This is a genomic window from Paractinoplanes rishiriensis (genome assembly GCF_016862375.1).
Taxonomy (GTDB): Bacteria; Actinomycetota; Actinomycetes; order Mycobacteriales; family Micromonosporaceae; genus Actinoplanes; species Actinoplanes rishiriensis.
The window spans coordinates 19,451-41,965 of sequence record NZ_BOMV01000033.1 but is presented as its reverse complement, the minus strand read 5'-3'; the positions used below and the strand labels follow the sequence as shown (position 1 = coordinate 41,965).

Sequence of the window (22,515 nt, the reverse complement as noted above, 5' to 3'; positions counted from 1 at the left end):
GGGGGCGAGACCGGCCGGGCCGGACTGTCCGGGCGGGTCGGGCAGCAGCTGGCGGACCAGCGGCAGCACCGGGCCGCCGCGGGCCAGTTGCAGCGCGGCCAGGCGCTGCCGGACGCCGATGCGCTGGGCGATCGGGCCGAGCGCGGCCACCGCGAGCCGGGCCAGCGGCACCATCGTGCCGTCGGCGGCCAGCATGCCGGTGGCCTGGCCGGCCGCGACCAGTTCGGCCACGGTCTCGGCGTCCTGTTCGAGCAGGGCGGCGATCAGGTCGAAGGACAGCCCGGCCCCGGCCTCCACGGCGAGCAGGAGCGTGCGCAGGTCACCGCTGAGCTCGTCGAGCTCGGGGGCGAACGGTGCCAACGCGGCCGCCGGAATGCGGATCGGAGGCTCGGGACCGGAGAACGTGGCCGCCAGGCGCGACACGTAGCGCGGCACGCCGCCGCTGAGCGCCGCAACGACGGTGGCCGGCACCGCGCCCGACCCGTGGGCCAGGTACTGGTCGATCTCAGCGGCGGTGAGCGCGGGCAGGGTGACCAGCGGCCGGCCGCGCCGCAGCACCTCGGTGAGCTCGGCCAGCGCGGCCGGGCGGGGCCACGGCCGGTAGGCCGCCACGATGCGGGCGTCCGGCCGCTCGGCCAGGGCGCGCAGCTCGTGCAGCCGGGACTCGTCGAGCCGGTGGGCGTCGTCGACCAGGAACACGGCGCCGGGCAGGTCGGGTGCCGGCCAGCCGGTCACGACCGGGACACCCCGTTCGCCGTACGCCTGGGCGAGCTCGCCGAGAAGCGTGGACTTGCCGTAACCGCCGGGCGCGCAGATCGCCGCGCGGATCGGGGCGGCCGGGTCGGTGCAGACCGCGTGCAGCAGGTCACCGGTGGTGCCGGAACCGGGAACGGGCGCGCTCATCGGCCACTCACCTCGAGCGCGGTCACATGCAGCGGCGGACGGGGTGGGATCTCGCCCGGGCCGGCCGGGCCGCTCATGGTCGGTACCAGCGAGGTGGGTAGCACCGGCACCTCCACGGCGGGCACCGGCACCACGGGCACCGGCAGCGCGTGCGGCTGCGGGATCTCGGAAGCCGGCCGGATCGACAGCGCGGCGCCGCAGGCCACCGTGAGCCGGGGGTCGTCCTCGCGGATCACCGGCGCCGCGGTCGCCTCGGCCAACACGGCGGTGACCAGCGGCGACATCGCACCGCCGCCGGCCAGCAGGACCGCGGCCAGGTCGGCCGGCTCCACCCCGCACGCCCGGCCGGTGCGCCGCATCAGGTCGACCACCGCGCCCAGCACCGCGCGGGTGTCGGCCGGGGTCCCGGCGGCCAGGTCGTCCCCGCCGAGGTCGTCGGCCTCGGCGGCGCCGAGCAGCTCCATCCGGCCCGGCTCGTGCGGGATCACCAGCGACACCTCGGTGCTCGCCCGGCCGATCCGGCAGACCGCCACCACCCGGCCGGGCGCGACCGGACGGCCGCTGGCGCGGTGGCGTTCGACCACGGCGCGGGCCCGGGTGACCAGCGCGACGCCGACCAGGCCGCCGTCGTCGAGCGCGGCCCGCATCAGGCCGACCCGGGCCGGTCCCCACGCGGTCGGGTAGGCCACCGCGACCCGCTCGGGTGGCTCCTGCTCGCGCTCCCAGACCAGGTCGGCCGCCTTGCGCGCCTGCTCGACCACCAGCGCCTGCGGCGTGATGAACAGGTCGTCGGCGAACACCGGCACGTCGTCGCCGCACAGCCGGAGGAGCCCGCGGACGGCCGGCGGCACGTCGGAGGGCACCGGCTCGGGCGGACCCCACCCGGCCTGGTCGGTGGCGCGGCGGCAGACCGCGGTCCGGCTGCTACCGGAGCCGAGGTCGACGCCCAGGAGGTACGGCACGTGCTTGCTCCTCACCATCGCCAAAGATCGCCGATGGGATCGATGTTCGGATGCCCGTTTGGGACCTCATGTTCGTACCAGATGGGGCATCCGGGGTCTTCCCCCAAAATCACGTCGGCCGATCCCCTAATCCCCCAACGCCGGAGCCCCATCCCCCACCGATGATCCGCGCCGGATTAGGGGGCCCATCCCCGATGCCCCCAACCCCCTCCCGGCCCTAGCGTCATGGCCACGTCGGGCGATCGACTCGTCCGGACGTATTGCTCGCATGAGTGAGTTGCTCGCATGAGTGAGGAGACGTTAGTGATGGACCCATCCCCCACGTTGCAGGACTTCGTCCTCAACCTGATCTACGACCCGGGCGCGCGGTCGGCGTTCGAGCTCGACCCGCACGGCACCCTGGAGCGCGCCGGTCTCGGTGATGTGACCGCGGCCGACGTGCAGGACGTGCTCCCGCTGGTCCTCGACTACGCGCCGCTGGCCGGGGTGTCGAGCATCGACGGCCTGTCGCAGGTGGACGACCTGACCACCGGGGTGGCCAACCTCGACGTGGCCGGGGCGGCCGCGCACCTGCAGACCATCACCGCCCAGCTGGGTGGCACGGTTTCGCACGTGACCGGTGACATCAACCTCGCGACCGCGGGCGCCGCCACCGTCACGGCCGACCACCTGGTGTCCGGGGTGCTCAGCGGCGGCGCCGGCGTCTACGACGGCGGCCTGCTGGGTGACGGCCGGCTGGGTCTCGGCGGGCTGGACGGACTGGGTTTGGAAGGGCTGGGTCTGGACGGGCTGGGCCTCGGCGGGCTCGGCCTGGGCGGTGCCCAGGACGCCGGCGCCCTGACCGCCGACCACGACCCGGGCGTCGGCCTGGACGTCGCGGTCACCACCCCGGTGCACCAGACGGTGGCCGACGTGGCGGTCACGGCCGACGGCCTGACGGCGAGCGTCAGCAGCACCACCGCCGGCACGCTCGACACCACGGTCAACGCGGTGACCGGCCTCACCGGGTCGCTCGGCGTCGACAGCGCATTGAATCTTGACGTTTCCGGGGTGCACGGGGCAACCTCTTCGGTCGTCGGCGGAGTCCTCGACACGACCGGTGGGCTGCTGCCCGACGGCACCGGTCTGGACAGCACCATCGCCGGCGTCGAGCACTCCGTCTCGGGTCTGACCGGAGCGGTTGGCGGGCTCACCGGCGGTCTGACCGGCGGCGGCGCGAGCACCACCGAACCGGACGCGGACCACGGTGTTCTCGGCGGCCTCACCGGGCTGCACTTCTGATCCACCCCCGGGGCGGCGACGCCGACCCGGCCGAGAGAAAGGGCGAGGGCGCCCCGATGGAGAGCTGGGAGGCCGGACCCACGGCGTATGCGGGTCCGACCTCCCCCGTCCGGCCAAGCCGGACGGAACTCGGCACCCTCACCGCACCTCCCGGGCCGGCGTCGCTCTGGCTCGACGTCCTCGATGCGACGATCCGGACGTGCCGCGAGCACGGACGGTCCGACCTGGTGGCCTGGCTCTGGCAACGCCGGGCCCAGCTGCTGCACCCGCACCTGCGAGTGCTCGTGGTCGGCGCCGCCAAACAGGGCAAGAGCCAGCTTATCAACGCGCTGATCAACGCACCGGTGTGCGTGGTCGGCGACGATCGCGGCACCACGGTTCCGACCGTGGTGCGGCACACCGCCACGCCGGCGGCGCACCTGATCCGGCGGGCGGCCGCCGACGCCGAGTGGACGGCCGACGCGGGGCCGCAGGACAGGTTCCCGCTGGCGCTCGACCGGGTCGCCGACGCACTCACCGAGACGATCGCCGGTCAGCCCGCCGAGATGGTCGGGCGCCTGCACGCCGACGTGGGCGTCCCCCGGACGCTGCTGGCCACCGGGTTGCAGCTCATCGACACGCCGCCGCTGCCCGGGTTGCCGGCGGCCGCACCGGCCGCGGTCGGCCGGGTCCGCGAGTTGGCCACCGACGGCCGGGCCGACGTCGTGCTGTTCACCTGCGAGTCGGGCCGCGAGCTGAGCGACGCCGAGGTCGACGTGCTGGCCGACCTGGGCCGGCTCTACCCGAGCCTGGTCGTGGTCTACACCAAGACCGACTACGCGGCGCACTGGCGGCGCGACGTCGAGGTGAGCCGCATGCGCCTGGTGCAGGCCGGCGTCCCGGCCACCGTCGTACCGCTGTCCGCCGCACTGCGGACGCGGGCGGTGCAGACCGGTGACACCGCGCTGAACGGTGAGTCCGGCTTCCCCGTACTGATAAATCTTCTGCAGACGATGGTGGCGACGAAACCCGACCGGCTCGCGCGGCAGACCGTGGGGGTGCTCGGCCGGATGGTCACCGAGCGTCTCGCCGTCCCGTTGAAGGACAATTTGGACGCGCAGCGCGCCGAAACCAGCACCTCACACGCGGTCACCCGGTTGCACGAGACCCAGCGGCGCATGGACGAACTGCGCAAATGCGCCACCCGCTGGCAGAGCCGGCTCGCCGACGAGGTCGCCGACCTGATGTCCGACATCGAGCACGACCTGCGCGAACGCACCCGCGCGGTGATCGCCCACGCGGACGAGGTCTTCACCGAGTCCGACCCGCTGAAGATGTGGGACGAGTTCGAGCCCTGGCTGCGCGACGCCCTGCTCGATGCGGCCAACAGCAGCCTGGCCTGGCTCGGCGACCGGGCCGAGTGGCTGGCCCGCGCGGTGGCCGCCGAGTTCCCGCCGGAACTGGGCGACGTCCTGCCGAGCTGGGTGCCCGGCGTGCAGGAGAGCGCTCAGGAACGGGTCACCGGCCTCGACTCGCCGCAGATCGAGCGGTTCACCATGACCCAGAAGGTGTTCACCGGCCTGCGCGGCTCGTATGGCGGCGTGCTGATGTTCGGCCTGGCCACCAGCCTCGCCGGCATGTCGCTGATCAACCCGATCTCGCTGGGCGGCGGTGCGCTCTTCGGCGGCAAGAGCATCCGCGAGGAGGGCCGCTCGCTGCTGAAACGCCGGCAGGCCGCGGCGCGGGTTGCGGTCCGCCAGCACGTCGACGAGATCTTCGTGGGCCTGGCCAAGGACGCCAAGGACTCGATGCGCCGCATCCAGCGCGCGCTGCGCGACCACTTCACCGCGGTCACCGAGGATCTCCAGGAGGCGATCGTCGAGTCCCTGCGCTCCGCCAAGGCCGACGCCGAACGCGACCTGTCCGAACGCGAGAGCCGGGCCCGCCGCACCGAACAGGAACTGATCCGCCTGGCCGCACTGCAGAAACAGGCGCTGGCCCTGCTCCAGGCCCCGGCATGAGCACGGGGCACGGCGGCAAGCCCGGGGGGCACGGCGCTGGGCGGTCGCGGTGAGTGGCGACGAGCTCGCGGAGCGGGTCGATCATCTCCTGGCGCAGGCGGCTCAGGTCTTCCGCGGGCACGAGCGGGCCGAGATGTGGATCGCGCACCACCGCGAGCGCCTCACCGAGCCGCTGCGGCTGGCCGTCGCGGGGCCGCCGCGGTCCGGCAAGTCGACGCTGGTCAACGCCCTGATCGGGGAAGAGGTGGCGCCGGTTCGGGTGGACGGCGCCGGGGAATCGGCGGTGTGGTTCCACGACGGGACGCAGCCGCTGGCCCGGGTGTATTCGGCGGGGGCGCCACCCTACGCGGCGGCGCTCGACCGGACGGCCGGTGGGCACAGCGTGGCCGCGCCGGTGCAGTGGGCGGGTGCGGGCGAGTCTGCGCCGGGCATGGTGGTCGAGTGGCCGTGCCGGGCACTGCGGCACACCCGGCTGCTCGATACGCCGGGTGACGGGGACGGGTTCACGGTCGAGCACGAGGCGGATGCGGTGCTCTACGTGACGCGGCACCTCGGCGAGGGCGACCTGGAGGCGCTGCAGTGGGTGCGCTCGGGGCGGGGCGCCGGCGCGTACCCCGTTCAGCTGATGGTGGTGATCTCCCGGGCCGATGAAACCGACGCCGGCCGGCCGGACGCCCTCCTCAGCGCCCGGCGCATCGCCCGCCGCCGGCGGCGGGAACCGCGCGTGGCCGCACTCTGCCAGGACGTGGTGGCTGTCTCCGGGCGGTTGGCGCACGCCGGGCGCACGCTTCGCGAGGACGAGTACGCGTCCATCGCCGCGATCGCCGCCCTCCCGCGCACCGACACCGAGCCGCACCTGCTGTCCACCGACCGGTTCACCGGGGCCGGCTTCCCGGCGGCCGTCCCGGCGGACAAGCGGGTCGCCCTGCTCGACCGCCTCGGCCTGGGCGGCATCCGGCTGGCCACCACGCTGGCCCGCACCGGCGCGAGATCCCGGGTCGCGCTCGGCGCGCAGCTGGTGCGGCAGAGCGGCCTCGCCGAATTGCAGGCGTCGATCAGCGACCTGTTCACGGCCCGCCGCGGCGTCCTCAAGTCGCGAGCCGCCCTGATCGCACTCGACCAGTTGCTGCGCAGCGAAAACCGGCCGCACCTGGTGGCCGAGTTGGAGGCGCTGGTGGCCGGGGCGCACGAGTTCCGCGAGCTGCGGCTGCTGGCCGGCCTGCGCACCGGCCGGGTGTCGCTGCCCGACGACCTGGCGGCCGAGGCCCGGCGCCTGGCCGGCGGTCAGGGCACCGCCCACGCCGAACGCCTGGGTGTCGCCGCGCACGCTTCGGCCGAGGAACTGTGGCCGGCCGCCGAGGACGCGGCCGTGCGCTGGCGCGAGCAGACCACGGCCGCGACGACTGCGGGCGGAAGGAGGGCGGCCGACGTGGTGTTACGCAGCTGCACCGCGATTCTGAACGACCTGGGGTGAGGGCGGACGGTCAGGCGTCCAGGTCGGCGGCCACCTGGTCCATCACCCGGCGCCAGTGGGTGCGCTGGTCTTCGCCTTCCTCGGCACTGGTCAGGTGTTCCTGGTGGAAGCGGACCATCGTGCGGGCACCGTCGGCGGACGGGCGAACGGCCGGTGGTGCCTCGCTCGGGGGTCAGCAGCCGGGAACCGGATAGGGCGTCGGGGCCGGGATGCGCGGGTCGCAGCGGTAGGCGTCGGCCGCCTGCTGGGCTGGCCCACCGGCGGCGCTGACGGCGGCGATCTCGTCGAGCAGCGCGATGTCGGCGGGGTCCAGCTTGTCATAGTGGATAGGGATGAGCCCCCAGTTGTCCCAGGGTAGGGTCTCGACGCGGTTGAGGGCGGCGAGGTCGCGGACGATGTTGCCCTGGACCTCCCACATGCCGGTCAGGCCGGCCGCACTGGTGCCGATGCGGTCCAGGTCGCGGCCGCCGGTCCGGCATTCCTGCCAGGCCTGGCCGCCGACGAGGAACGCGTCGCGGGGCACGTCGAACGGGTCGAGGTCGGCTCCGGTGTAGGTGCCTTCGGGGGCGCTGGCGACCTGGGCGTCGATCAGGTGCCAGCCGCGGTCGTCGTCCCAGAGTTCGACGACCCAGTGGTCGTCGAAGAAGCCGTCGCCGAAGTAGCCGGCGAACCCGGCGCGGGCCCGGGCCGGGCGGCCGGCCTCGCGCAACATCGCGCAGAGCAGGACGGTGAAGTCGCGGCAGGTGCCGGCGAAGCGGTCCTCGGGGCGGCGCTCGTCGAGGGTGCCGAGGTGGTCGAGGATCGCCTCGGCGTACCGGGTGTTGGCCTCGTCGCGGCGCTGCTCCGGAAGGGCGAACCCGAACAGCCGGGTGCAGTCGCGGTGGACCATCACGCCGCCGATCACCGCGGCCAGCGCGGCCGGGTCGGCCGGCAGACCGCTGAGCAGGTGCCGCTTGGCGCCCGGATCGGTGACGCGGCCATGGCTGCGGTAGTAGGCGAGTTCATCCATGACCGTGCAGGCTAGCCCGCCGTCGGAGCCAGTGCTCGGCCAACAGCTCGATCGAGCGGACCCGGTCGGCGTGGTCGTAGGTCATCGTGGTGATCAGCAGCTCGTCGGCTCCGGTGACGCGTTGCAGCGTTTGCAGGCGGTCGGCCACCGTCTGCGGCGAGCCGGCGAACTGGGTCTCGACGCGGTCGGCCACCAGGTCGCGGTCCTCGTCGGTCCACTCGTGGGCGGCCACTTCCGCGGGGCTCGGATACGGGATGGCGCCGGCCCCGGTGCGCACACTCCGGACCCAGAGCGGGTACGGCTTCGCCAACTCGCGCGCGGTCTCGTCGTCGGCGGCCACCACCACGTCGGCCGACACCATCACGTGCGGCTCCGGCAATATCTCCGACGGCCGGAAGGCCGCGCGGTAGGCCGCCACCGCCTCCAGCACCCGGGCCGGCGCCACGTGGTAGTTGGCCGCGAACGGCAGGCCGCGTGCGCCGGCCACCCGGGCACTCTCGCCGCCACTGCTGCCGAGGATCCAGATCTGCAGGTCGGCGCCCTCCCCGGGAACTGCCCGGGCGGCGTTGCCGGCGTCGTCCGCATACCGACCGGCGATCAGTGTCGTCAGATCTTCGACCACGCTGTCCAGGTCGGCCGGGGTCGCGCCGGGCTGCTGGAGCAGGCTGAAGAAGAGCTTCGACCGGGCCGAGTTGAGAATCCGGTCGAACGAGAACGACCGCGGGATGAGCAGGCCGTCGACCACCCTGGGCTCAGAGGACGAGGAGGAGGAAGGCAAAGAAGAGGAAAGGGCCGACTGCCGGCGCTGCGCCGAGCGGCCCAGCCCCAGATCGAACCGCCCCGGATACAGCGCGTCCAGCATCCCGAACTGCTCCAGTACGGCGAGCGGCGTCAGGAACCCGGTCTGCACCGCCCCCGAACCGAGCCGGATGCGATCGGTGACCGCGGCCAGCTGGCCGAGCAGCACGGCCGGCTGCGAGCTGGCCACCCCGGGGGTGAGGTGGTGTTCGGCCACCCAGTACCGGTGGTAGCCGGCCCGTTCGGCGTGCCGGGCCAGGTCGAGCGTGCGGCGCAGTGCGTCGGCCGCCGTGCCGCCGGACACCAGCGGGGCGAGATCCAGGATCGACAGCGGAACGGTCATGACAGGTCCCCTCCGAGCGTCCCCGAGGTGCGTTCACCGCATCGTAAAGACATACTCTACCCATAGGACTTGAGGTTATTAGGGTGCCGACCTAGCGTGCTGACCATGGCACCCACCCGACCCCTGCACCTGGCCGTCGCGCTGGACGGCGCCGGCTGGCACCCGGCCGCCTGGCGGGAGCCGTCCGCCCGCCCGGCCGAGCTGTTCACCGCGCGTTACTGGGCCGATCTGGTGCGCACCGCCGAGGCCGGCCGGCTGGACTTCGTGACCATCGAGGACGCGCTCGGCGTGCAGACCGACCGGGCCGACCGGGTGGCCGGCCGGCTCGACGCGGTGCTGATCGCCGCCCGGATCGCGCCCGCCACGTCGCGGATCGGCCTGGTGCCGACCGCTACGGTGACGCACACCGAGCCGTTCCACATCGCGAAGGCGCTGGCCACCCTCGATTACGTGAGCACCGGCCGGGCCGGTTGGCGGGTGCAGGTCTCCGGGCTCGCCGAGGAGGCCGCGCACTTCGGCCGCCGCGCGGTGCCGAGCATCCCGGACGCGTTCGACGAGGCGGCCGACTACGTCGAGGTGGTGCGGCGGCTCTGGGACAGCTGGGAGGACGACGCCGAGATCCGGGACGCCGCGACCGGCCGGTTCATCGACCGGGAGAAGCTGCACTACATCGAGTTCGACGGGCGGTGGTTCAGCGTCAAGGGCCCGTCCATCACGCCGCGTCCGCCGCAGGGCCAGCCCCTGGTCACCGCGCTGGCAGAAACCGGGATGCCGTGCGCCTTCGCCGATCTCGTCTACCTCACCCCGGGCAACGCCGACCACGCCCGGCAACTGACTGACCGGGTCGGGTCGCTGCCGCACCGGTTCGCCGACCTGGTGGTGTTCCTGGCGGAGACCGAGGACGCGGCGCGGGCCACCAAGGACCGGCTCGACCGGCTGGACGGCGCCCAGTACACCTCGGACGCCGCGGTCTTCACCGGCACCCCGGCGCAGCTGGCCCGCCTGCTGCTCGAGTGGCACGAGGCCGGGCTGACCGGGTTCCGGCTGCGTCCCGGCCGGCTGCCCGCCGACCTGGACGCCATCACCGGCGGCCTGGTGCCCGAGCTGCAGGCCCGCGGCGTGTTCCGCCGCGAGTACGAGGCGGTGACCCTGCGCGGGCTGCTCGGCCTGCCCCGGCCCGCCAACCGGTACGCGGAAGGAGCCGTCGTTGCCTAAGCAGATCCACCTCGCCGCCCACTTCCCCGGGGTCAACAACACCACCGTGTGGAGCGACCCCGGGTCGGGCAGCCACATCGAGTTCGCCTCGTTCGTCAAGCTGGCGCAGACCGCTGAGCGGGCCAAGTTCGACTTCTTCTTCCTGGCCGAGGGCCTGCGGCTGCGCGAGCAGGGCGGGCAGATCTACGACCTGGACGTGGTCGGCCGGCCGGATACGTTCACGGTGCTGTCCGCCCTGGCCGCGGTCACCGAGCACCTCGGGCTGGCCGGGACGATCAACTCCACCTTCAATGAGCCGTACGAGGTGGCCCGCCAGTTCGCCAGCCTCGACCACCTGTCCGGCGGCCGGGCCGGGTGGAACGTGGTGACCTCGTGGGACGCGTTCACCGGTGAGAACTTCCGGCGCGGCGGCTTCCTGGCCGAGTCGGACCGGTACAGCCGGGCGCAGCAGTTCCTGGCCGCCGCGCGGACGCTGTTCGACTCGTGGCCGGCCGGCGCGGTGGCCGCCGACCCGGACTCCGGCGTGTTCTTGTCCGACCCGCAGGCCGGCGCGTTCCAGCACGCCGACGAGCACTTCGACATCGCCGGCCGGTTCAACGTGCCGCGCAGCCCGCAGGGCCGCCCGGTGATCCTGCAGGCCGGCGACTCGGACGCGGGCCGCGAGTTCGCCGCCGCCACCGCCGACGCGATCTTCAGCCGGCACGGCACGCTGGAGGCCGGGCAGCGGTTCTACGCCGACGTGAAGCGCCGCCTTTCCACGTACGGCCGAAGTCGTGACCAGCTGTTGGTGCTCCCAGCCGCCACTTTCGTGCTCGGCGCGACCGACGCGGAGGCCCGGGATCGGGCCGCCGAGGTGCGCCGCCAGCAGGTCAGCGGGCAGACCGCGATCAAGTTCCTGGAGCAGCTGTGGAACCGGGACCTGAGCGGCTACGACCCGGACGGCCCGCTGCCGTCGATTGATCCGGACGTGTCGGAGAACCACATCAGCCGGGGCCGGGCCAGCGTCCGGATGTACCGGGATCCGCTCGCCACGGCCCGGGAGTGGCGAGCCCGCGCCCAGGAGGGCAACCTGTCCATCCGCGAGCTGATCATCGAGGTTACCGGCCGGCAGACCTTCGTCGGCTCCCCCGCGACCGTCGCGGCCACCTCGACGACCTGGTGCAGCGCGACGCCGCCGACGGTTTCATCCTGGTCCCGCACGTGACGCCCGGCGGCCTCGACGAGTTCGCCGACACGGTGGTGCCGCTGCTCCAAGAACGCGGCGTCTTCCGCACCGAATACTCCGGGCCTACTTTGCGCCACCACCTCGGTCTCGCGCCCCTGACGTCTCCCTAGGAGGACCCGTGCAGAAACTGATCCTGCTCGTGCTGGTGGCATCGGCGCCCACGTCCACGACGGTCGACCCGGCCAGCGCCTCCGGCCCGTCGATCGGCAGCAGGCGGTGCAGCAACCCGGTGACCGGCCCCGACTCGACCACCTTGCCGTCCTGCATGACCAGCCGCAGTCGCCGCCGCGGCAACGAGGTCATCGCCCCCCACCACCGTGATGGTCCCGGCGTCCGGCCGCTCCAGCACCCGCAGGTCGACGCCGTCCACCGCAACCACGGACCGACAGGTCTTGCGGAGCCCGTTGATCTCCATCACGAAGAACCCTTTGTGACCCGCACCCCGGCCGGCCCGGTGTAACGACCGTCACCGGGCATGGGCGCTGACCAGTACTCTCGGCGGTATCCACGAAGGAGGTCCGATGCGTATCGCCATCCGGGTGGCATTCGCCCTCGTCGCGACGGTGGCGATCCTCGTCGTCTGGCACGCGGCCGGCTCGGCTTGAGCACGACGCCCACGCTCGGGTCACGGTCCGATCACCGCGACGCGGAGCGGGCGCTGCACGCGGCCGGATGGACGACCGGCGGCCCCGGCGACTGGGCTGGCACCCGTACCGGAAAAGGAAGCGGAAGCGTTCGTGATGCGCGGCGACCGATCCGGGCCTGGTCGCCGACCGCATCCCGAAGTCCGAGCGGCGCCTCCTGACCGAGATCCCGGTAATCCACTCGGGGCCGCGGCCACCCGAGGAGCGGGCGGCGATGCGCAGGGCTGGCGGCGGCCGACGCGCTCAGGTCATCGTTGCGGATCGTTGCCGTTCTGGCAAAAGGTCGTGCCGATCGCCGGTGAGCGGGAGAGACTGCCGGCGTGACCGCTTTCGATCGTGACGCCTGGGAGCAGCGCTGGGCGCAGGCACTGCGCGACCACCCGGACGTGGACCGGCGGCCGCCGAGCGCACACCTGGTCGCCGCGGCCGGTGACCTGCCCGCCGGCCGGGCGCTGGACGCGGGCTGCGGGCACGGCGCCGAGTCGCTCTGGCTGGCCGCGGGCGGCTGGCGGGTGACGGCGGTCGACTTCGCCGAGACCGCGTTGGAGCACGCCCGCTCCGCGGCGGAATCGGCCGGCCTCGCCGACCGGATCGACTGGGTGCGGGGTGACCTCGGCGTCTGGGAGCCGCCGCCGGGCCGTTTCGACCTGGTGGTTTGCCTGTACGTGCACGTGGCCGGCCCGGTCCGGGAGATGGTCCGGCGGCTGGCGGCCGGTGTCGCCCCCCGGGGCACCCTGCTGCTGGTCGGCCACCGCCCGATCGACCCGGCGACCGGCCGGGAAACCGCCGCGGCGGCGCAGGTCCAGGTTTCCGTCGAGGACGCGACCGGCGCCCTGGATCCGCACGAGTGGGAGATCCTGGTGGCCGAGGAGCGCCCACGCGCGGCGGCCGGGAGCGGCGTCGACGCGGTGGTGTGCGCGCGACGCCTAGGGTAACGGCATGGCGCTGCGACTGGTTCAGGTGAACGTGAAGGCCGTCGATGACGCGGCGGTCGGCCGGTTCTGGGGCGAGGCGCTCGGCTGGGTGGTCCGCTCGGCCGGCGGCGCGACCAGCGTGGCACCCGCGGGCTTCGACTGGACCGACCCGCACGCTCCGGTCTGCGTCGACGTCATCGCCGTGCCGTCCGTCGCACCGGGAAAGAACCGTGTGCACATCGACCTGGCCACCACCTCCGCGGCGCACCAGGCCGAGCTGATCGCACGCCTGACCGGCCTCGGCGCGACCCCCGCCGACGTGGGCCAGGTCGGCGTCCCGTGGACGGTGCTGGCCGACCCGGAGGGCACCGTCTTCTGCGTGCTGGAGCCTCGCGAGATCTACCGCGACACCGGCCCGATCGCCGCGGTCGTCGTCGACTGCGCGGACCCGCCCTCGATGGCCCGGTTCTGGTCCGAAGCTCTGGGTTGGACCGTGCACGGGGCGGGCGAGGAACAGGCGTGGCTGCGGTCGCCGAAGGGCACCGGCCCGTACCTCGAGTTCATCCGCACCCCCGACCGGAAGACCACCTGGGACCGGGTCCATCTCGACGTCGTTCCGTACGCCGGCACCGACCAGGCGACCGAGGTGGCCCGGCTGCGCTCCCTCGGCGCGACCCCGGCCGACGTGGGTCAGGACGACGTTCCGTGGATCGTCCTGGCCGACCCGGAGGGCAACGAATTCTGCGTGCTGGCCCCGGCCTGAAAAAGTTCGGCCGGGTGGCGGCAACCCGATGCGCGATCGCGAGGATGAGCAGGTCACGGCCTTCGTCGGGCGAGATTTGACCGTCTGCTGCGGTGCTCAGCTTGTCCCGGCCCGGCAGGTGGAGCCAGCCGTTGCTGACCACCGGGTGGTCGATCGGCTCGTGTCCCGACGGATTTGGTCATGGCAGAGCACTACTCCCGCATGGCGGGCACGCTTCGGTTCTGGAAGAGCAAAGCAGCCGCCTACCAGCGACTGCATACGGCCCGGGTGGGTTGGAGCCTCGTCGCGGGCGCGGCTCTGCCGGTGCTGGTGCAGTACCAAGGATTACGTCAGCAGGAGTCGGATTTCTACGATTGCACACGCGACCTTCTCGACAACGCATCGGACGATCCGAAGGAACTGAAGAAGCAAGTCGACAGCTATATAGAAATGGTCAACCGGATCCGCAAGGTGGGCCGGCGCGTGGAGACGAGCAGTCCGCCTTCGGCGTTGTAGCGACTCGCCCGCTTTGGCAAGACCCGCGACGGTGGTCGTCGCGGGTCTTGGCGCTCGGTGGGTCAGTTCGGGGCGTGAATGGCGTCGGCCGAGTTGCTGCCGTAGTCCTTCGTGGAGCCCCGGACGTACATCGTGGTGGAGCTGGAACCGGCGAAATACTGCTGGATGGAGCCGGCGAACGGGGTGGTGGACGCGTTGCGGCCATAGGCGTCGGTGTAGACCGTGGTGGGGCCGGAGTTCTGGACCGCGAAGGTGCCGGGGCGGAACTCGCGCAGCGTGCCCTTGAACGGGGAGCGCGGGTCGTCCCAGGCTATCTGCTGGCCGGAGTTGCGGACCTGGTCGCAATAGCTGCCGCCGCGCAGGTCGGTGTAGCACAGGTCGATGATCCGGCCCAGGCGGTTCGGTTTGGCCGGGTCGTAGTAGCGGGACGGGTTGACGACGTAGAACAGGGGCGCGATGCGGAAGTTGAGACCCGAGCCCGTCACCGACACGTCGGAGAACCAGAAGTCGTCCATGTCGGAGACGGTGAACGGCACCGGGTTGGGATAGAGCGGGTCGTTGTGCGTACGGCCCTCCCGAATTGCTTGAATGCAACCCGGCTCGGTGATCAGGCGGCCCAGCGAGCGGTTGTCGGACGGGGAGTCGGCCGGCACCGCGGGGGTGACGTTGATGAACTGGCCGCCGAAACCGGGGCACTCGCTCGGGCTGAAGCCGCCGGCCCGGCCCAGCGGGATCATCGCGTTGTAGCGGGCCTCGGTGACCTGGCCGCCGTTGGTGGCGACGCAGCGCTGGTTGAACAGCAACTCGTGGACGTTGTTGCTGAACGCGTCCGGCGAATGGGTGCCCTGGTGGAACTTGAGCAGGACGTCGCAGGTGGCGATCGTGGGGCCGGACGGCGGGAAGAAGCTGGTGCCGTTGTCGCCCTGGATTACGTTTGAGTTGTTCACCGCCAGCACCTTGTGGCCCACGTGGTCCTCGTGCCGGTGACTGGACTCGGGCAGGTTGCCGAGCATGACCTCGCTGGTGTAGCCGAACGCGGGCCAGCCGGCGGTGGCGAACAGATCAGAGGTACGCGGGTCGTCGCCGTGCTCGTGGCCGAACGCGCAGCCGCTCGGGTCGCGCGCCGGGTGCCAGGTCGGGTAGACCTTGCCGTCCGGGCCGTAGGTCCAGTACCGCATGTGGATCTCGCGCGAGCACTCGTTCGCCCGCGGGGTGTAGCCGGTGCCGTCCGCCATGATGATGTGGTACGCCCGGCTGTGCACCGCGCCGGCGGGCGGCAGCCCCCGGCCCCACTCCGGGCTACCGGTCGGCGGCGAGGTTGTCGGGCCGGTGTTCGGCGGGGTGGTCGGCGGGGTGGTCGGCGGGGTGGTCGGCGGCGTTGTGGCCGAGGGGGCGCCCGTGCAGGCCGTCCCGTTCAACGCGAAGCCGGCGGGCACCGAGTTTGTGCCGACCCACGATCCATTGAAGCCGAACGACGTGGACGCGCCCGTGCCGAGGGACGCGTTGTGACCGGCGCCCCGGGCGGTGACCTGGCCGCCGCTCTGCGACGCCGACGCGTTCCAGGCCTGGGTGATCTGTTGCCCGTTGGCGAACGACCAGGTCAGGGTCCAGGACGTCACCGGGTCACCGAGGTTGGTCAGGTTCACGTTCGCGGTGAAGCCGTTGTTCCACTGCGACGCGACCGTGTATTTGACGTCGCAGCCGGCCGCGGCCGACGCCGGTAGCGCCGCGACGATGCCGGCCGCGCCGAGGGCGGCGGTGGCGGCCAGTGCCGCCAGTGATCTGGTACGCATGGGGATCCCTCCAAGGGGCGGTGCGGGGAGTCAGTCGCTCAGCGTCGGGGTCGGCCAGGTACGCCACTGCGCCAGGTTGCCGGCCTTCCGGCTGGAGATCCGGAACGTGCCGGCCGCGTTCCCGGTCTTGAGCAGGAACTTCTGAATGTGCTGCTGCAGCGGCGCCCGCCATTCGGTGCGGCTGGCGCAGTGCGTGCCGTCCGACACGTCCGACCAGTACGTGATGTTGTCGCCGGCACCGAGTGCCTTGTACACCTCGGCCCCGCCGAGCGCCGCCACGCTGCCGGACCGGGCCGCCAGCCAGTCGATGTGCGGGTTTTCCATGATGAACAGCCCGCGCGGCGCCACCATGGCGACCATCTCGTGGGTGTCCACCGGCAGACTGTTCGGGTTGCCGGTGAACGACCCGAACGCGTCACCCAGCCACGGCTGCTCGCCGTAGGCGCTGCTCAGCGGCTGCGACCCGGATTCACCCGCTATCCCGCGGAAGATCGGCGCCCCGCCGGTGCCCGACTCGATCGGCATGGTCAGGGCGATCCGCTGGTCGAACACGCCGGCCGTGAAGGCGCCCTTGCCGTACCGGGAACAGCCGGTGACACCGACGTCAGCCCGCAGCACGCTGCCGCCGGACTGCTCGACGACGTCGATGATCCGGCTGACACCCCAGGCCCAGGCCATCAGGATGCCGGTGCTGCTGGTGGCGCCGTAGAGGTTGTAGAACGCGCCCTGCTTGTTGCCGCGCGGCGTGCCCTCCCGGCCGACCGCGAGCGGGTCGTAGCTGATCACGGCCGCACCGGAACTGCGGATGGTGGCGGTGTCGGCCCCGAACCCGCCGACCACGACGACCGCCGGATAGGGCGCCGACCCGGTGGTGGGCAGTTGCACGCTCGCCGAGAAACTGGCGCTGCGCCCCTGGTCCGACACGTTCACGGTGATGCTGGAGCCGGACACGGTCCCGGTGACGCCGGCCGGCCGGGCGGGCTTCTGCCCGTACACGTGCCGCTCGGCCATCTCGCGGATCTCGGCGCGCCGGCACCGCCAGTCGCTCCGGCTGGCGATCCGGCTGCCGTCCAGCCGGGTGAACGGGTCCGGTAGTTGCGGATTGCTGACGGTGCCGGAGGCGGCCACCGGGCAGTCGGCGCCCTCGTCCTCGACGGCCGCGAGGGCGGCGCCGGCGCTGGAGGCCATCACCATGCCGGTAGCTGCCAGCGCGGCCACCGCCAGGCTGGCGACGGTCGAGCGGATGCTGAAGCTGGTTTTCACGTACGGCTCCTTCGGAACGGGGAGATTCGACGGCAGCCGCGTGGGCAGCCGACCCAAAGGATCGATGTGAGTACCGAGATTACGCAGAAGTTACGACAATTCAAGTACGTAAATATTAGCTCTGACCTGGTCTTTTGTAATCACGCGCGCGACGACCAACGAGATAGGCGTGCGATAACCGCGGAGCCGTTCCTGGAACTTTCGGCTGCCGGGACCGCCCTTCGAGCACCGCCACCGGATCAGTAGGATGTGCTCCTCGGACCGCGGGAGGCCTGGTTGGACGAGGTACGCGACGGCCTCGACTTCTTCATCAGTTACGCGAATGAGGATCGCGTCTGGGCGACATGGATAGCGGACCAGCTCGAGGCGGCCGGGTACACCACGCGTTACCAGGCCGCCGACTTCGGCGCCGGGCGCGACTTCGTGCACGAGATGCACGACGCAGTGATGGCGGCCGAGCGGACGATCGCGGTGCTGTCGCCGGCGTACACGCGCTCCGAGTTCGGTGCGGCCGAATGGCGGGTGGCGTTCGCCCGAGATCCCACCGGCGAGCGAGGTCTGCTGATCCCGGTACGGGTAGAGCCGTGCGAACCGCCCGGCCTGCTGCTGACCCGGGTCTACGTCGATCTGGTAGGCGCAGACAACGCGGTGGCCCGGGAACGCCTGATCGCGGCCGTGGCGCCGGGCCGGCCACGCGCGGCACCGGTCGATCGTCCCCAGCGGGAGCACACCGAGCACCGGCTCGCCGAGGCGGTCCGCAGCCAGTGGTCCCGCGAGGCGCAGCGCCGGTCGACATGGCGCCCGGCACCGCTACCGGTCCGGTGGTCGCCGAGCGGGCTGCCGGTGCAGGCCCGGCCGGAGGTGGTGGCCGACGGGTCGTGGCAGACGACGCTGACCGGCGACGTGCACAGCATCGCCGAGGCGCTGGACCGGCTGCCGCACCGCCAGCTGGTCGTTCTCGGCGAGCCCGGCTCCGGCAAGACGGTCCTGGCCATCCTCACCGTGCTCGCGCTGCTCGACCGGCCCGGTGCGCCGGTGCCGGTGCTCTTCCCGCTGTCGTCGTACGTACCGGCGATGCCGCTGGCCGACTGGCTACTCCTGCGCCTGCGCGACGACTACGAGTTTCTAGCCGACGACGAGCAGGCGGCCCGCCGGCTCCTCGACGCCGGCCGGGTGCTGCCCGTGCTCGACGGCCTCGACGAGATCAGCGCCCCGCTCCGGGCCACCGCTCTGCGGGCCATCGAGACACACCTGGTGGCGGAGGCACCGCTGATCCTCACCTGCCGCACCGCGGAGTACGCCGAGGCGGTCGGCACCTCCGGAGCACACCTGTCTCGCGCCGCCGTCGTCGCGATCGAGCCGGTCGGCCCGTCGACGGCGGTCGATTACCTGCGCCGCGCCGTCATGGAGCGGGACGAGCCTCGCTGGCAACCGCTGCTCGACGCCGTACTGGCCGACCCCGCCGGGCCGCCGGCCGAGGCGCTGCGTACCCCGCTCATGCTTTTCCTGGTGCAGCAGGCCTACGCCGACCCGGCCTCCCGCCCCGCCGAGCTCACCGGATTCGAATCGGCCGGGCAGATCGAGGAACACCTGCTCGAGTCCTTCGTGCCGGCGGCCTACGCGGCACACCACGGACCGCCGGTCACCGCCACCATGGCCGCACGCTGGCTGCGCCACCTGGCCCGGCACGGGCCCGACCTCCAGCTCTGGCAGTTGCGGTCCCGCGTCACCAACCTCGCGGTGGCCGCGGTCATCGCCCTCACCTGCGGGTGGTACTTCACGGCCATCTGGGGTTCGAGCGGCGGCGTGTTCGGTGCCGTCGCGGTCTTCCTCGCCGCCCTGGCCGCCACGTTCGCCGAACCACGCAGCTGGCGCGAGTTCGAAGCCGACCGCCACCTGGCCGGCACCACCCGCCACCAGCTGCGGCGCTATCGGCTGGTCGCGGCCGGATGGGCGGCCGTCACCGGGATCGCGGCGGGCGCCGCGGTGAGCCTGTGGCTCGGCCGCGGCCTCGGCTCCGGCGCGGCTGTGGCGACCGGATACGCGGTGACGACCGGCCTGCTGCTCGGGCTGGTCTCGACCCTCGGCTCGCCCTGGGGCGCCAACCTCGCCAGCCGCCTGTGGTGGGCCGTGACCGGCCGGCTGCCGTTCCGGCTCATGCGTTTCGTCGACGACGCGCACCGCCGCGGCGTACTGCGACGGATCGGCGCCAGCTACCAGTTCCGCCACGCCCGTCTGCACGAAACAATGCGCGGCGGCCGGCCCGCGCGCGAACCGGACCGCGACGATTCGCCGCGCCCGTGGCCGCTCCTGCCGGGCTTCATCGCCCTGCCGCTGGCCCGGCTCTTCGTCCTGCTGACGATCATCTTCACCCCCGTCGTCTTCGCCGCCATGATGTACGAGCAGGTCCACCTGACCTACCACGCGGGGGTGGAGCCCGAACGCGCCACCGAAGCCTCCCAATGCAACGTCATGACCACCGGTGCTCCCTGCTTTCCGGTGGACATCCTGCGGTGGAGACTGGCCGGCGGCCGGGCGGCCACCGAGTTCACCTTCGACCGGCGCCGGATCGGTCTGCCGTACGCCGGCCTGGCCGGCCGCATGGAGGTGACCGATTGCCCGGCGGCCCGCCTCGAGGTGACCGCCGTTGCGGTGCGCCCGCACGCCGATTTCCGCTTCGTCCTGGACGACCGCGGAGCAGCACTCAGCGATTTCAACGGCCGCCTCCCGGCCGATTTCCACGGCCTCCGCCTCACGTTCCGCCGCCTGGACGACCGGCCGTGCACGGCCACCGTGAACTGGCGGCGCCCCGGGATCAGCTTCGACCAGCTGTCCGACTTCCGCGAACGCCTCCGCTGAGCCGCCCTAGGGGCGCAACCGGGACAACCTCTCCCGGACCACATCGGCCTCCGGGGAATTCTGATCCTCGTAGCGGGAGAGCGCCTCCCCGTACGCCTCCTCGGCCTCGCCGAGCCGGCCCAGCAACCGGTACGACTCCCCCAGCCCCTGATAGGCCCGCGCCTGCTGATAGCGGTCGGCGGTGACCGCCGCGGCCTCGGCGAAGAAGCTCAGCGCCTCCGTCGCGGACGGCGCCGCCCGGCCGAGACCGTTCAGCGCCGACGCCTCGCCCTCCGGGTCGCCGATCTCGCGGGCGATTTCCACCGCCTCCCGGTAGTGCGCAGCGCCGGCCGGGTGGTGCAGTTCGCCCAGTTGGTCCTGCACCCGGCCCTCGGTGAGCCGGTCGCCCAACTCGCGGGCCAGCGCCAGCGCCTCCCGCAGGCGGGTGTCGGCCTGGTCCCGGCGGTCCAGTTTGGTCTCGGTGGCGGCCAGGTTGAGCAGGCCCATCACCTCGCTCGACCGGTCGCCAATCCGGCGGCACAGCGCCAGGCCGCGCTCGTAGTGCGCGACCGCCGCCTCGTGGTTGCCCAGCCTCGCCTCCAGCACCCCGAGGTTGCCGGCCGAGCGGGACTCACCGGACAGGTCGCCGGCCGCCCGGCACTGCTCGACGGCCTCGGCCAGGTGGTCGGCGGCCACCCGGTAGCGGCCCAGCCGGGCCTCCACGATGGCCATGTTGTTGAGGGTGCGGGCCTGGCCGGCCGGGTCGCCCGCGGCGCGGAAGATGTCCAGCGCCCGGCCGAAGTCGGCCGTCGCCTCGTCGTAGCGGCCCAGCCGGCTGCGGGCCGAACCCCGGTTGGTCCGGGCGTGCGCGTGCGCGATCACGTCGCCGGACCGCTCGGCCGCCCGGCAGGCGTGATCGTGCACGATCTCGCCGTCGGCGTGGTAGTTGCCCTCGAAGTAGCGGAACAGCAGGGCACCCAGCAGCACCGCGTGGCCGGGTGACTGTGCCGCCACCGCGATCAGCGTGATCCGTTCGGCGTCCAGCCAGGCGTGGGCGGCCTGCGGATCGACGGGCTGCGGCAGAGAAACGGCCGCCGGCGGAACAGCCGGGCGACGGTGCGCCTCGGCCGGGAACAGCGTGTCCATGGCCCGGGCGGCAGTGTGCACATAGCCGTCGAACAGGCGCGTCCGGGCCGCCCGTCGCGCACCGGGCGGTTCCTCGTCCTCGGCCCGGCCGGCGGCGTACGCGCGTACCAGATCATGAAAAACCCACCGCCCGGCCGCGGCGGGCTGCAGCAGATGGTCCCGCGCCAGGTCGGCCAGGTGTTTCCCAGCGGTGTCCGGGTCGGTGTCCGCCAGCGCGGCCGCCGCATGCGCGTCGAAATCCTGGGCCGGGTGCAGCGACAGCAGGCGGAGCAACCTGCGGTGGGTGTCGGGCAGATGGTGGTACGAGAGATCCAGCGCGAGTTCGACCGCGGTGTCCAGCCGGCGGTCCCGGTGCCGCTGGTCGAGCCGGTCGGCGTGATCGGTCAGGGTCCAGCCGGGGGTGGCCTGGATGTGCGCGCTCGCCAGGGCCAGGGCGAACGGCAGGTGGCCGCAGCGTTCGGCGATCCGGGTGCGGGCGTCCGGGTCGGCGCCCGCCGGAATTCCTTCGACCGCACGCGTCAGGAAGTGCCCGGCCTCCGCGGGGTCGAAGACGTCGACGGTCAGCGTGGGCAGCCCGTCGAGCCGGCGCCGGCTGGTGACCAGGGTTAGCGCGTCCGGCGCGGCCGGCAGCAGCGGGCCTACCTGCTCCTCGTCGGCGGCGTTGTCGAGCACCACGAGGGCGCGTTCGCCGGCCAGGCGCTCCCGGTAGGCGGCGGCACGTTCCGGCAGGCCGTGCGGTATCTGCTGGGCGGGCACGCCGAGCAGCCGGAGGAAACCGTCCAGCACGGCGGCCGGGTCGGCGGGCGGCTGCGCCGGATCGGGGTGGAAGCCGCGCAGGTTGACGTAGAGCACCCGGTCGAGCCGGCGCGCGTGGAGCAGCCGGTGCCCGGCGTGGATGGCGAGCTGGGTCTTGCCCACGCCGGCCATTCCGGTGATCACGTGCACGCCACCGGCCGGTGCCCGGTGCAGCGCGCCGAGTTCCCGGTCGCGGCCGCTGAACGGCTGGTCGGGCGGCAACGCGTCGTGGACGCGTACCTGTGCCGTTGCTTTTTGCTCCTGACCTATCACCCGCAGCGCCTGCTGCCACTGCTCCGGATAACCCGGCTCGGGGCAGAGCACCGCGACGATCGCGACCACCAGGTCGGCGTTGAGACGCTTGCGGCCCGGCCGGAAGCAGTCGAGCACGGTGGTGCGGCCGGGCAGTTCGCTCGCCGGACGACCCGCGGCCCGCCAGGCGGCGCCCACCCTGTCCTTGATCGTCTCGAACGAGGGATCGCCGGCCCAGACCTTGAGTGCCCGCAGCCGCTCGACCAACTCGTCGAGCGTGGTCGAGGCGCCGGGATCCGGCAGTGACGTGGCGATCGGCGCGCCTCCCGGTCGGATTCGGTCGGGTTCCGCCGGCGCACCCGCCACCGCCGGGAGAGTCGGCCGGGACAACAGCTTACTCGG

Annotated in this window: 18 protein-coding genes; 11 read left to right on the top strand and 7 right to left on the bottom strand. The window is 72.8% G+C overall.

Annotated features, from left to right (window positions below):
* Together Ari01nite_RS14990 and Ari01nite_RS14985 are read right to left on the bottom strand one after the other, a co-directional pair.
* Positions 1-903 (bottom strand): hypothetical protein (locus Ari01nite_RS14990; RefSeq protein WP_438872169.1); only part of this gene is annotated, 903 nt, incomplete at its 3' end.
* On the bottom strand, positions 900-1,865 hold the full coding sequence (locus Ari01nite_RS14985; RefSeq protein WP_203781841.1) for an acetate and sugar kinases/Hsc70/actin family protein: 966 nt from the start codon (positions 1,863-1,865) through the stop codon (positions 900-902). The genes Ari01nite_RS14990 and Ari01nite_RS14985, both read right to left, overlap by 4 nt.
* A gap of 306 nt (positions 1,866-2,171) precedes the next feature.
* On the opposite strand from Ari01nite_RS14985, the gene Ari01nite_RS14980 reads away from it, so the two are divergent.
* From Ari01nite_RS14980 to Ari01nite_RS14970, 3 genes are read left to right on the top strand one after another with little or no spacing between them, the layout of a single operon-like run.
* On the top strand, positions 2,172-3,146 hold the full coding sequence (locus Ari01nite_RS14980) for an IniB N-terminal domain-containing protein (protein ID WP_203781840.1): 975 nt from the start codon (positions 2,172-2,174) through the stop codon (positions 3,144-3,146).
* 56 nt (positions 3,147-3,202) lie between these two features.
* Entirely contained in the window at positions 3,203-5,146 is a 1,944-nt protein-coding gene (locus tag Ari01nite_RS14975) for a dynamin family protein (RefSeq protein WP_203781839.1), read from the top strand.
* Positions 5,147-5,195: 49 nt separating this feature from the next.
* Entirely contained in the window at positions 5,196-6,620 is a 1,425-nt protein-coding gene (locus Ari01nite_RS14970; RefSeq protein ID WP_203781838.1) for a P-loop NTPase family protein, read from the top strand.
* A gap of 172 nt (positions 6,621-6,792) precedes the next feature.
* On the opposite strand, the gene Ari01nite_RS14965 is transcribed toward Ari01nite_RS14970, so the two are convergent.
* Complete coding sequence (locus tag Ari01nite_RS14965; protein ID WP_203781837.1) at positions 6,793-7,629, bottom strand: transglutaminase-like domain-containing protein; 837 nt, start codon at positions 7,627-7,629, stop codon at positions 6,793-6,795.
* Positions 7,622-8,770: an LLM class flavin-dependent oxidoreductase gene (locus Ari01nite_RS14960; protein ID WP_203781836.1), complete on the bottom strand. Its 1,149-nt coding sequence runs from the start codon at positions 8,768-8,770 to the stop codon at positions 7,622-7,624. The genes Ari01nite_RS14965 and Ari01nite_RS14960 overlap by 8 nt, the downstream gene beginning before the upstream one ends.
* 105 nt (positions 8,771-8,875) lie before the next feature.
* Here Ari01nite_RS14960 and Ari01nite_RS14955 point away from each other — a divergent pair, with 105 nt between their 5' ends.
* The 7 genes from Ari01nite_RS14955 to Ari01nite_RS14930 all read left to right on the top strand — a co-directional run bounded on the left by Ari01nite_RS14955 (position 8,876) and on the right by Ari01nite_RS14930 (position 14,026).
* Positions 8,876-9,985 carry an LLM class flavin-dependent oxidoreductase gene (locus Ari01nite_RS14955; RefSeq protein ID WP_203781835.1) on the top strand — a complete coding sequence of 370 codons (1,110 nt, stop codon included), beginning with the start codon at positions 8,876-8,878 and terminating at the stop codon, positions 9,983-9,985.
* Positions 9,978-11,189 carry an NtaA/DmoA family FMN-dependent monooxygenase gene (locus Ari01nite_RS14950; RefSeq protein WP_239162767.1) on the top strand — a complete coding sequence of 404 codons (1,212 nt, stop codon included), beginning with the start codon at positions 9,978-9,980 and terminating at the stop codon, positions 11,187-11,189. Before Ari01nite_RS14955 ends, Ari01nite_RS14950 begins: the two co-directional genes overlap by 8 nt.
* Positions 11,186-11,320 carry a hypothetical protein gene (locus tag Ari01nite_RS50890; protein ID WP_275410851.1) on the top strand — a complete coding sequence of 45 codons (135 nt, stop codon included), beginning with the start codon at positions 11,186-11,188 and terminating at the stop codon, positions 11,318-11,320. The genes Ari01nite_RS14950 and Ari01nite_RS50890 overlap by 4 nt, the downstream gene beginning before the upstream one ends.
* Positions 11,321-11,328: 8 nt before the next feature.
* Positions 11,329-11,670 (top strand): hypothetical protein, encoded by a 342-nt coding sequence (locus Ari01nite_RS14945; protein WP_203781834.1) that lies wholly within the window; start codon positions 11,329-11,331, stop codon positions 11,668-11,670.
* A gap of 504 nt (positions 11,671-12,174) precedes the next feature.
* Positions 12,175-12,789 (top strand): class I SAM-dependent methyltransferase, encoded by a 615-nt coding sequence (locus Ari01nite_RS14940; protein ID WP_203781833.1) that lies wholly within the window; start codon positions 12,175-12,177, stop codon positions 12,787-12,789.
* Positions 12,790-12,793: 4 nt separating this feature from the next.
* Complete coding sequence (locus Ari01nite_RS14935; protein WP_203781832.1) at positions 12,794-13,531, top strand: VOC family protein; 738 nt, start codon at positions 12,794-12,796, stop codon at positions 13,529-13,531.
* 180 nt (positions 13,532-13,711) lie between these two features.
* Entirely contained in the window at positions 13,712-14,026 is a 315-nt protein-coding gene (locus Ari01nite_RS14930; protein WP_203781831.1) for a hypothetical protein, read from the top strand.
* A gap of 62 nt (positions 14,027-14,088) precedes the next feature.
* On the opposite strand, the gene Ari01nite_RS14925 is transcribed toward Ari01nite_RS14930, so the two are convergent.
* Entirely contained in the window at positions 14,089-15,819 is a 1,731-nt protein-coding gene (locus tag Ari01nite_RS14925) for a cellulose-binding domain-containing protein (RefSeq protein WP_203781830.1), read from the bottom strand.
* 30 nt (positions 15,820-15,849) lie between these two features.
* Positions 15,850-17,082: a glucuronyl esterase domain-containing protein gene (locus Ari01nite_RS14920; protein WP_203781829.1), complete on the bottom strand. Its 1,233-nt coding sequence runs from the start codon at positions 17,080-17,082 to the stop codon at positions 15,850-15,852.
* A gap of 276 nt (positions 17,083-17,358) precedes the next feature.
* Here Ari01nite_RS14920 and Ari01nite_RS14915 point away from each other — a divergent pair, with 276 nt between their 5' ends.
* Positions 17,359-19,941 carry a TIR domain-containing protein gene (locus Ari01nite_RS14915; protein ID WP_203781828.1) on the top strand — a complete coding sequence of 861 codons (2,583 nt, stop codon included), beginning with the start codon at positions 17,359-17,361 and terminating at the stop codon, positions 19,939-19,941.
* Positions 19,942-19,947: 6 nt separating this feature from the next.
* On the opposite strand, the gene Ari01nite_RS14910 is transcribed toward Ari01nite_RS14915, so the two are convergent.
* Positions 19,948-22,479 (bottom strand): tetratricopeptide repeat protein, encoded by a 2,532-nt coding sequence (locus tag Ari01nite_RS14910; protein WP_239162766.1) that lies wholly within the window; start codon positions 22,477-22,479, stop codon positions 19,948-19,950.
* Positions 22,480-22,515: the final 36 nt, after the last annotated feature.

Bases quoted from the DNA above. Each gene is read 5' to 3' on its own strand.
- Ari01nite_RS14980 (WP_203781840.1), top strand. From the start codon at position 2,172: ATGGACCCATCCCCCACGTTGCAGGACTTCGTCCTCAACCTGATCTAC.
- Ari01nite_RS14975 (WP_203781839.1), top strand. From the start codon at position 3,203: ATGGAGAGCTGGGAGGCCGGACCCACGGCGTATGCGGGTCCGACCTCC.
- Ari01nite_RS14965 (WP_203781837.1), bottom strand. From the start codon at position 7,629: ATGGATGAACTCGCCTACTACCGCAGCCATGGCCGCGTCACCGATCCG.
- Ari01nite_RS14960 (WP_203781836.1), bottom strand. From the start codon at position 8,770: ATGACCGTTCCGCTGTCGATCCTGGATCTCGCCCCGCTGGTGTCCGGC.
- Ari01nite_RS14955 (WP_203781835.1), top strand. From the start codon at position 8,876: ATGGCACCCACCCGACCCCTGCACCTGGCCGTCGCGCTGGACGGCGCC.
- Ari01nite_RS14935 (WP_203781832.1), top strand. From the start codon at position 12,794: ATGGCGCTGCGACTGGTTCAGGTGAACGTGAAGGCCGTCGATGACGCG.
- Ari01nite_RS14930 (WP_203781831.1), top strand. From the start codon at position 13,712: ATGGCAGAGCACTACTCCCGCATGGCGGGCACGCTTCGGTTCTGGAAG.
- Ari01nite_RS14925 (WP_203781830.1), bottom strand. From the start codon at position 15,819: ATGCGTACCAGATCACTGGCGGCACTGGCCGCCACCGCCGCCCTCGGC.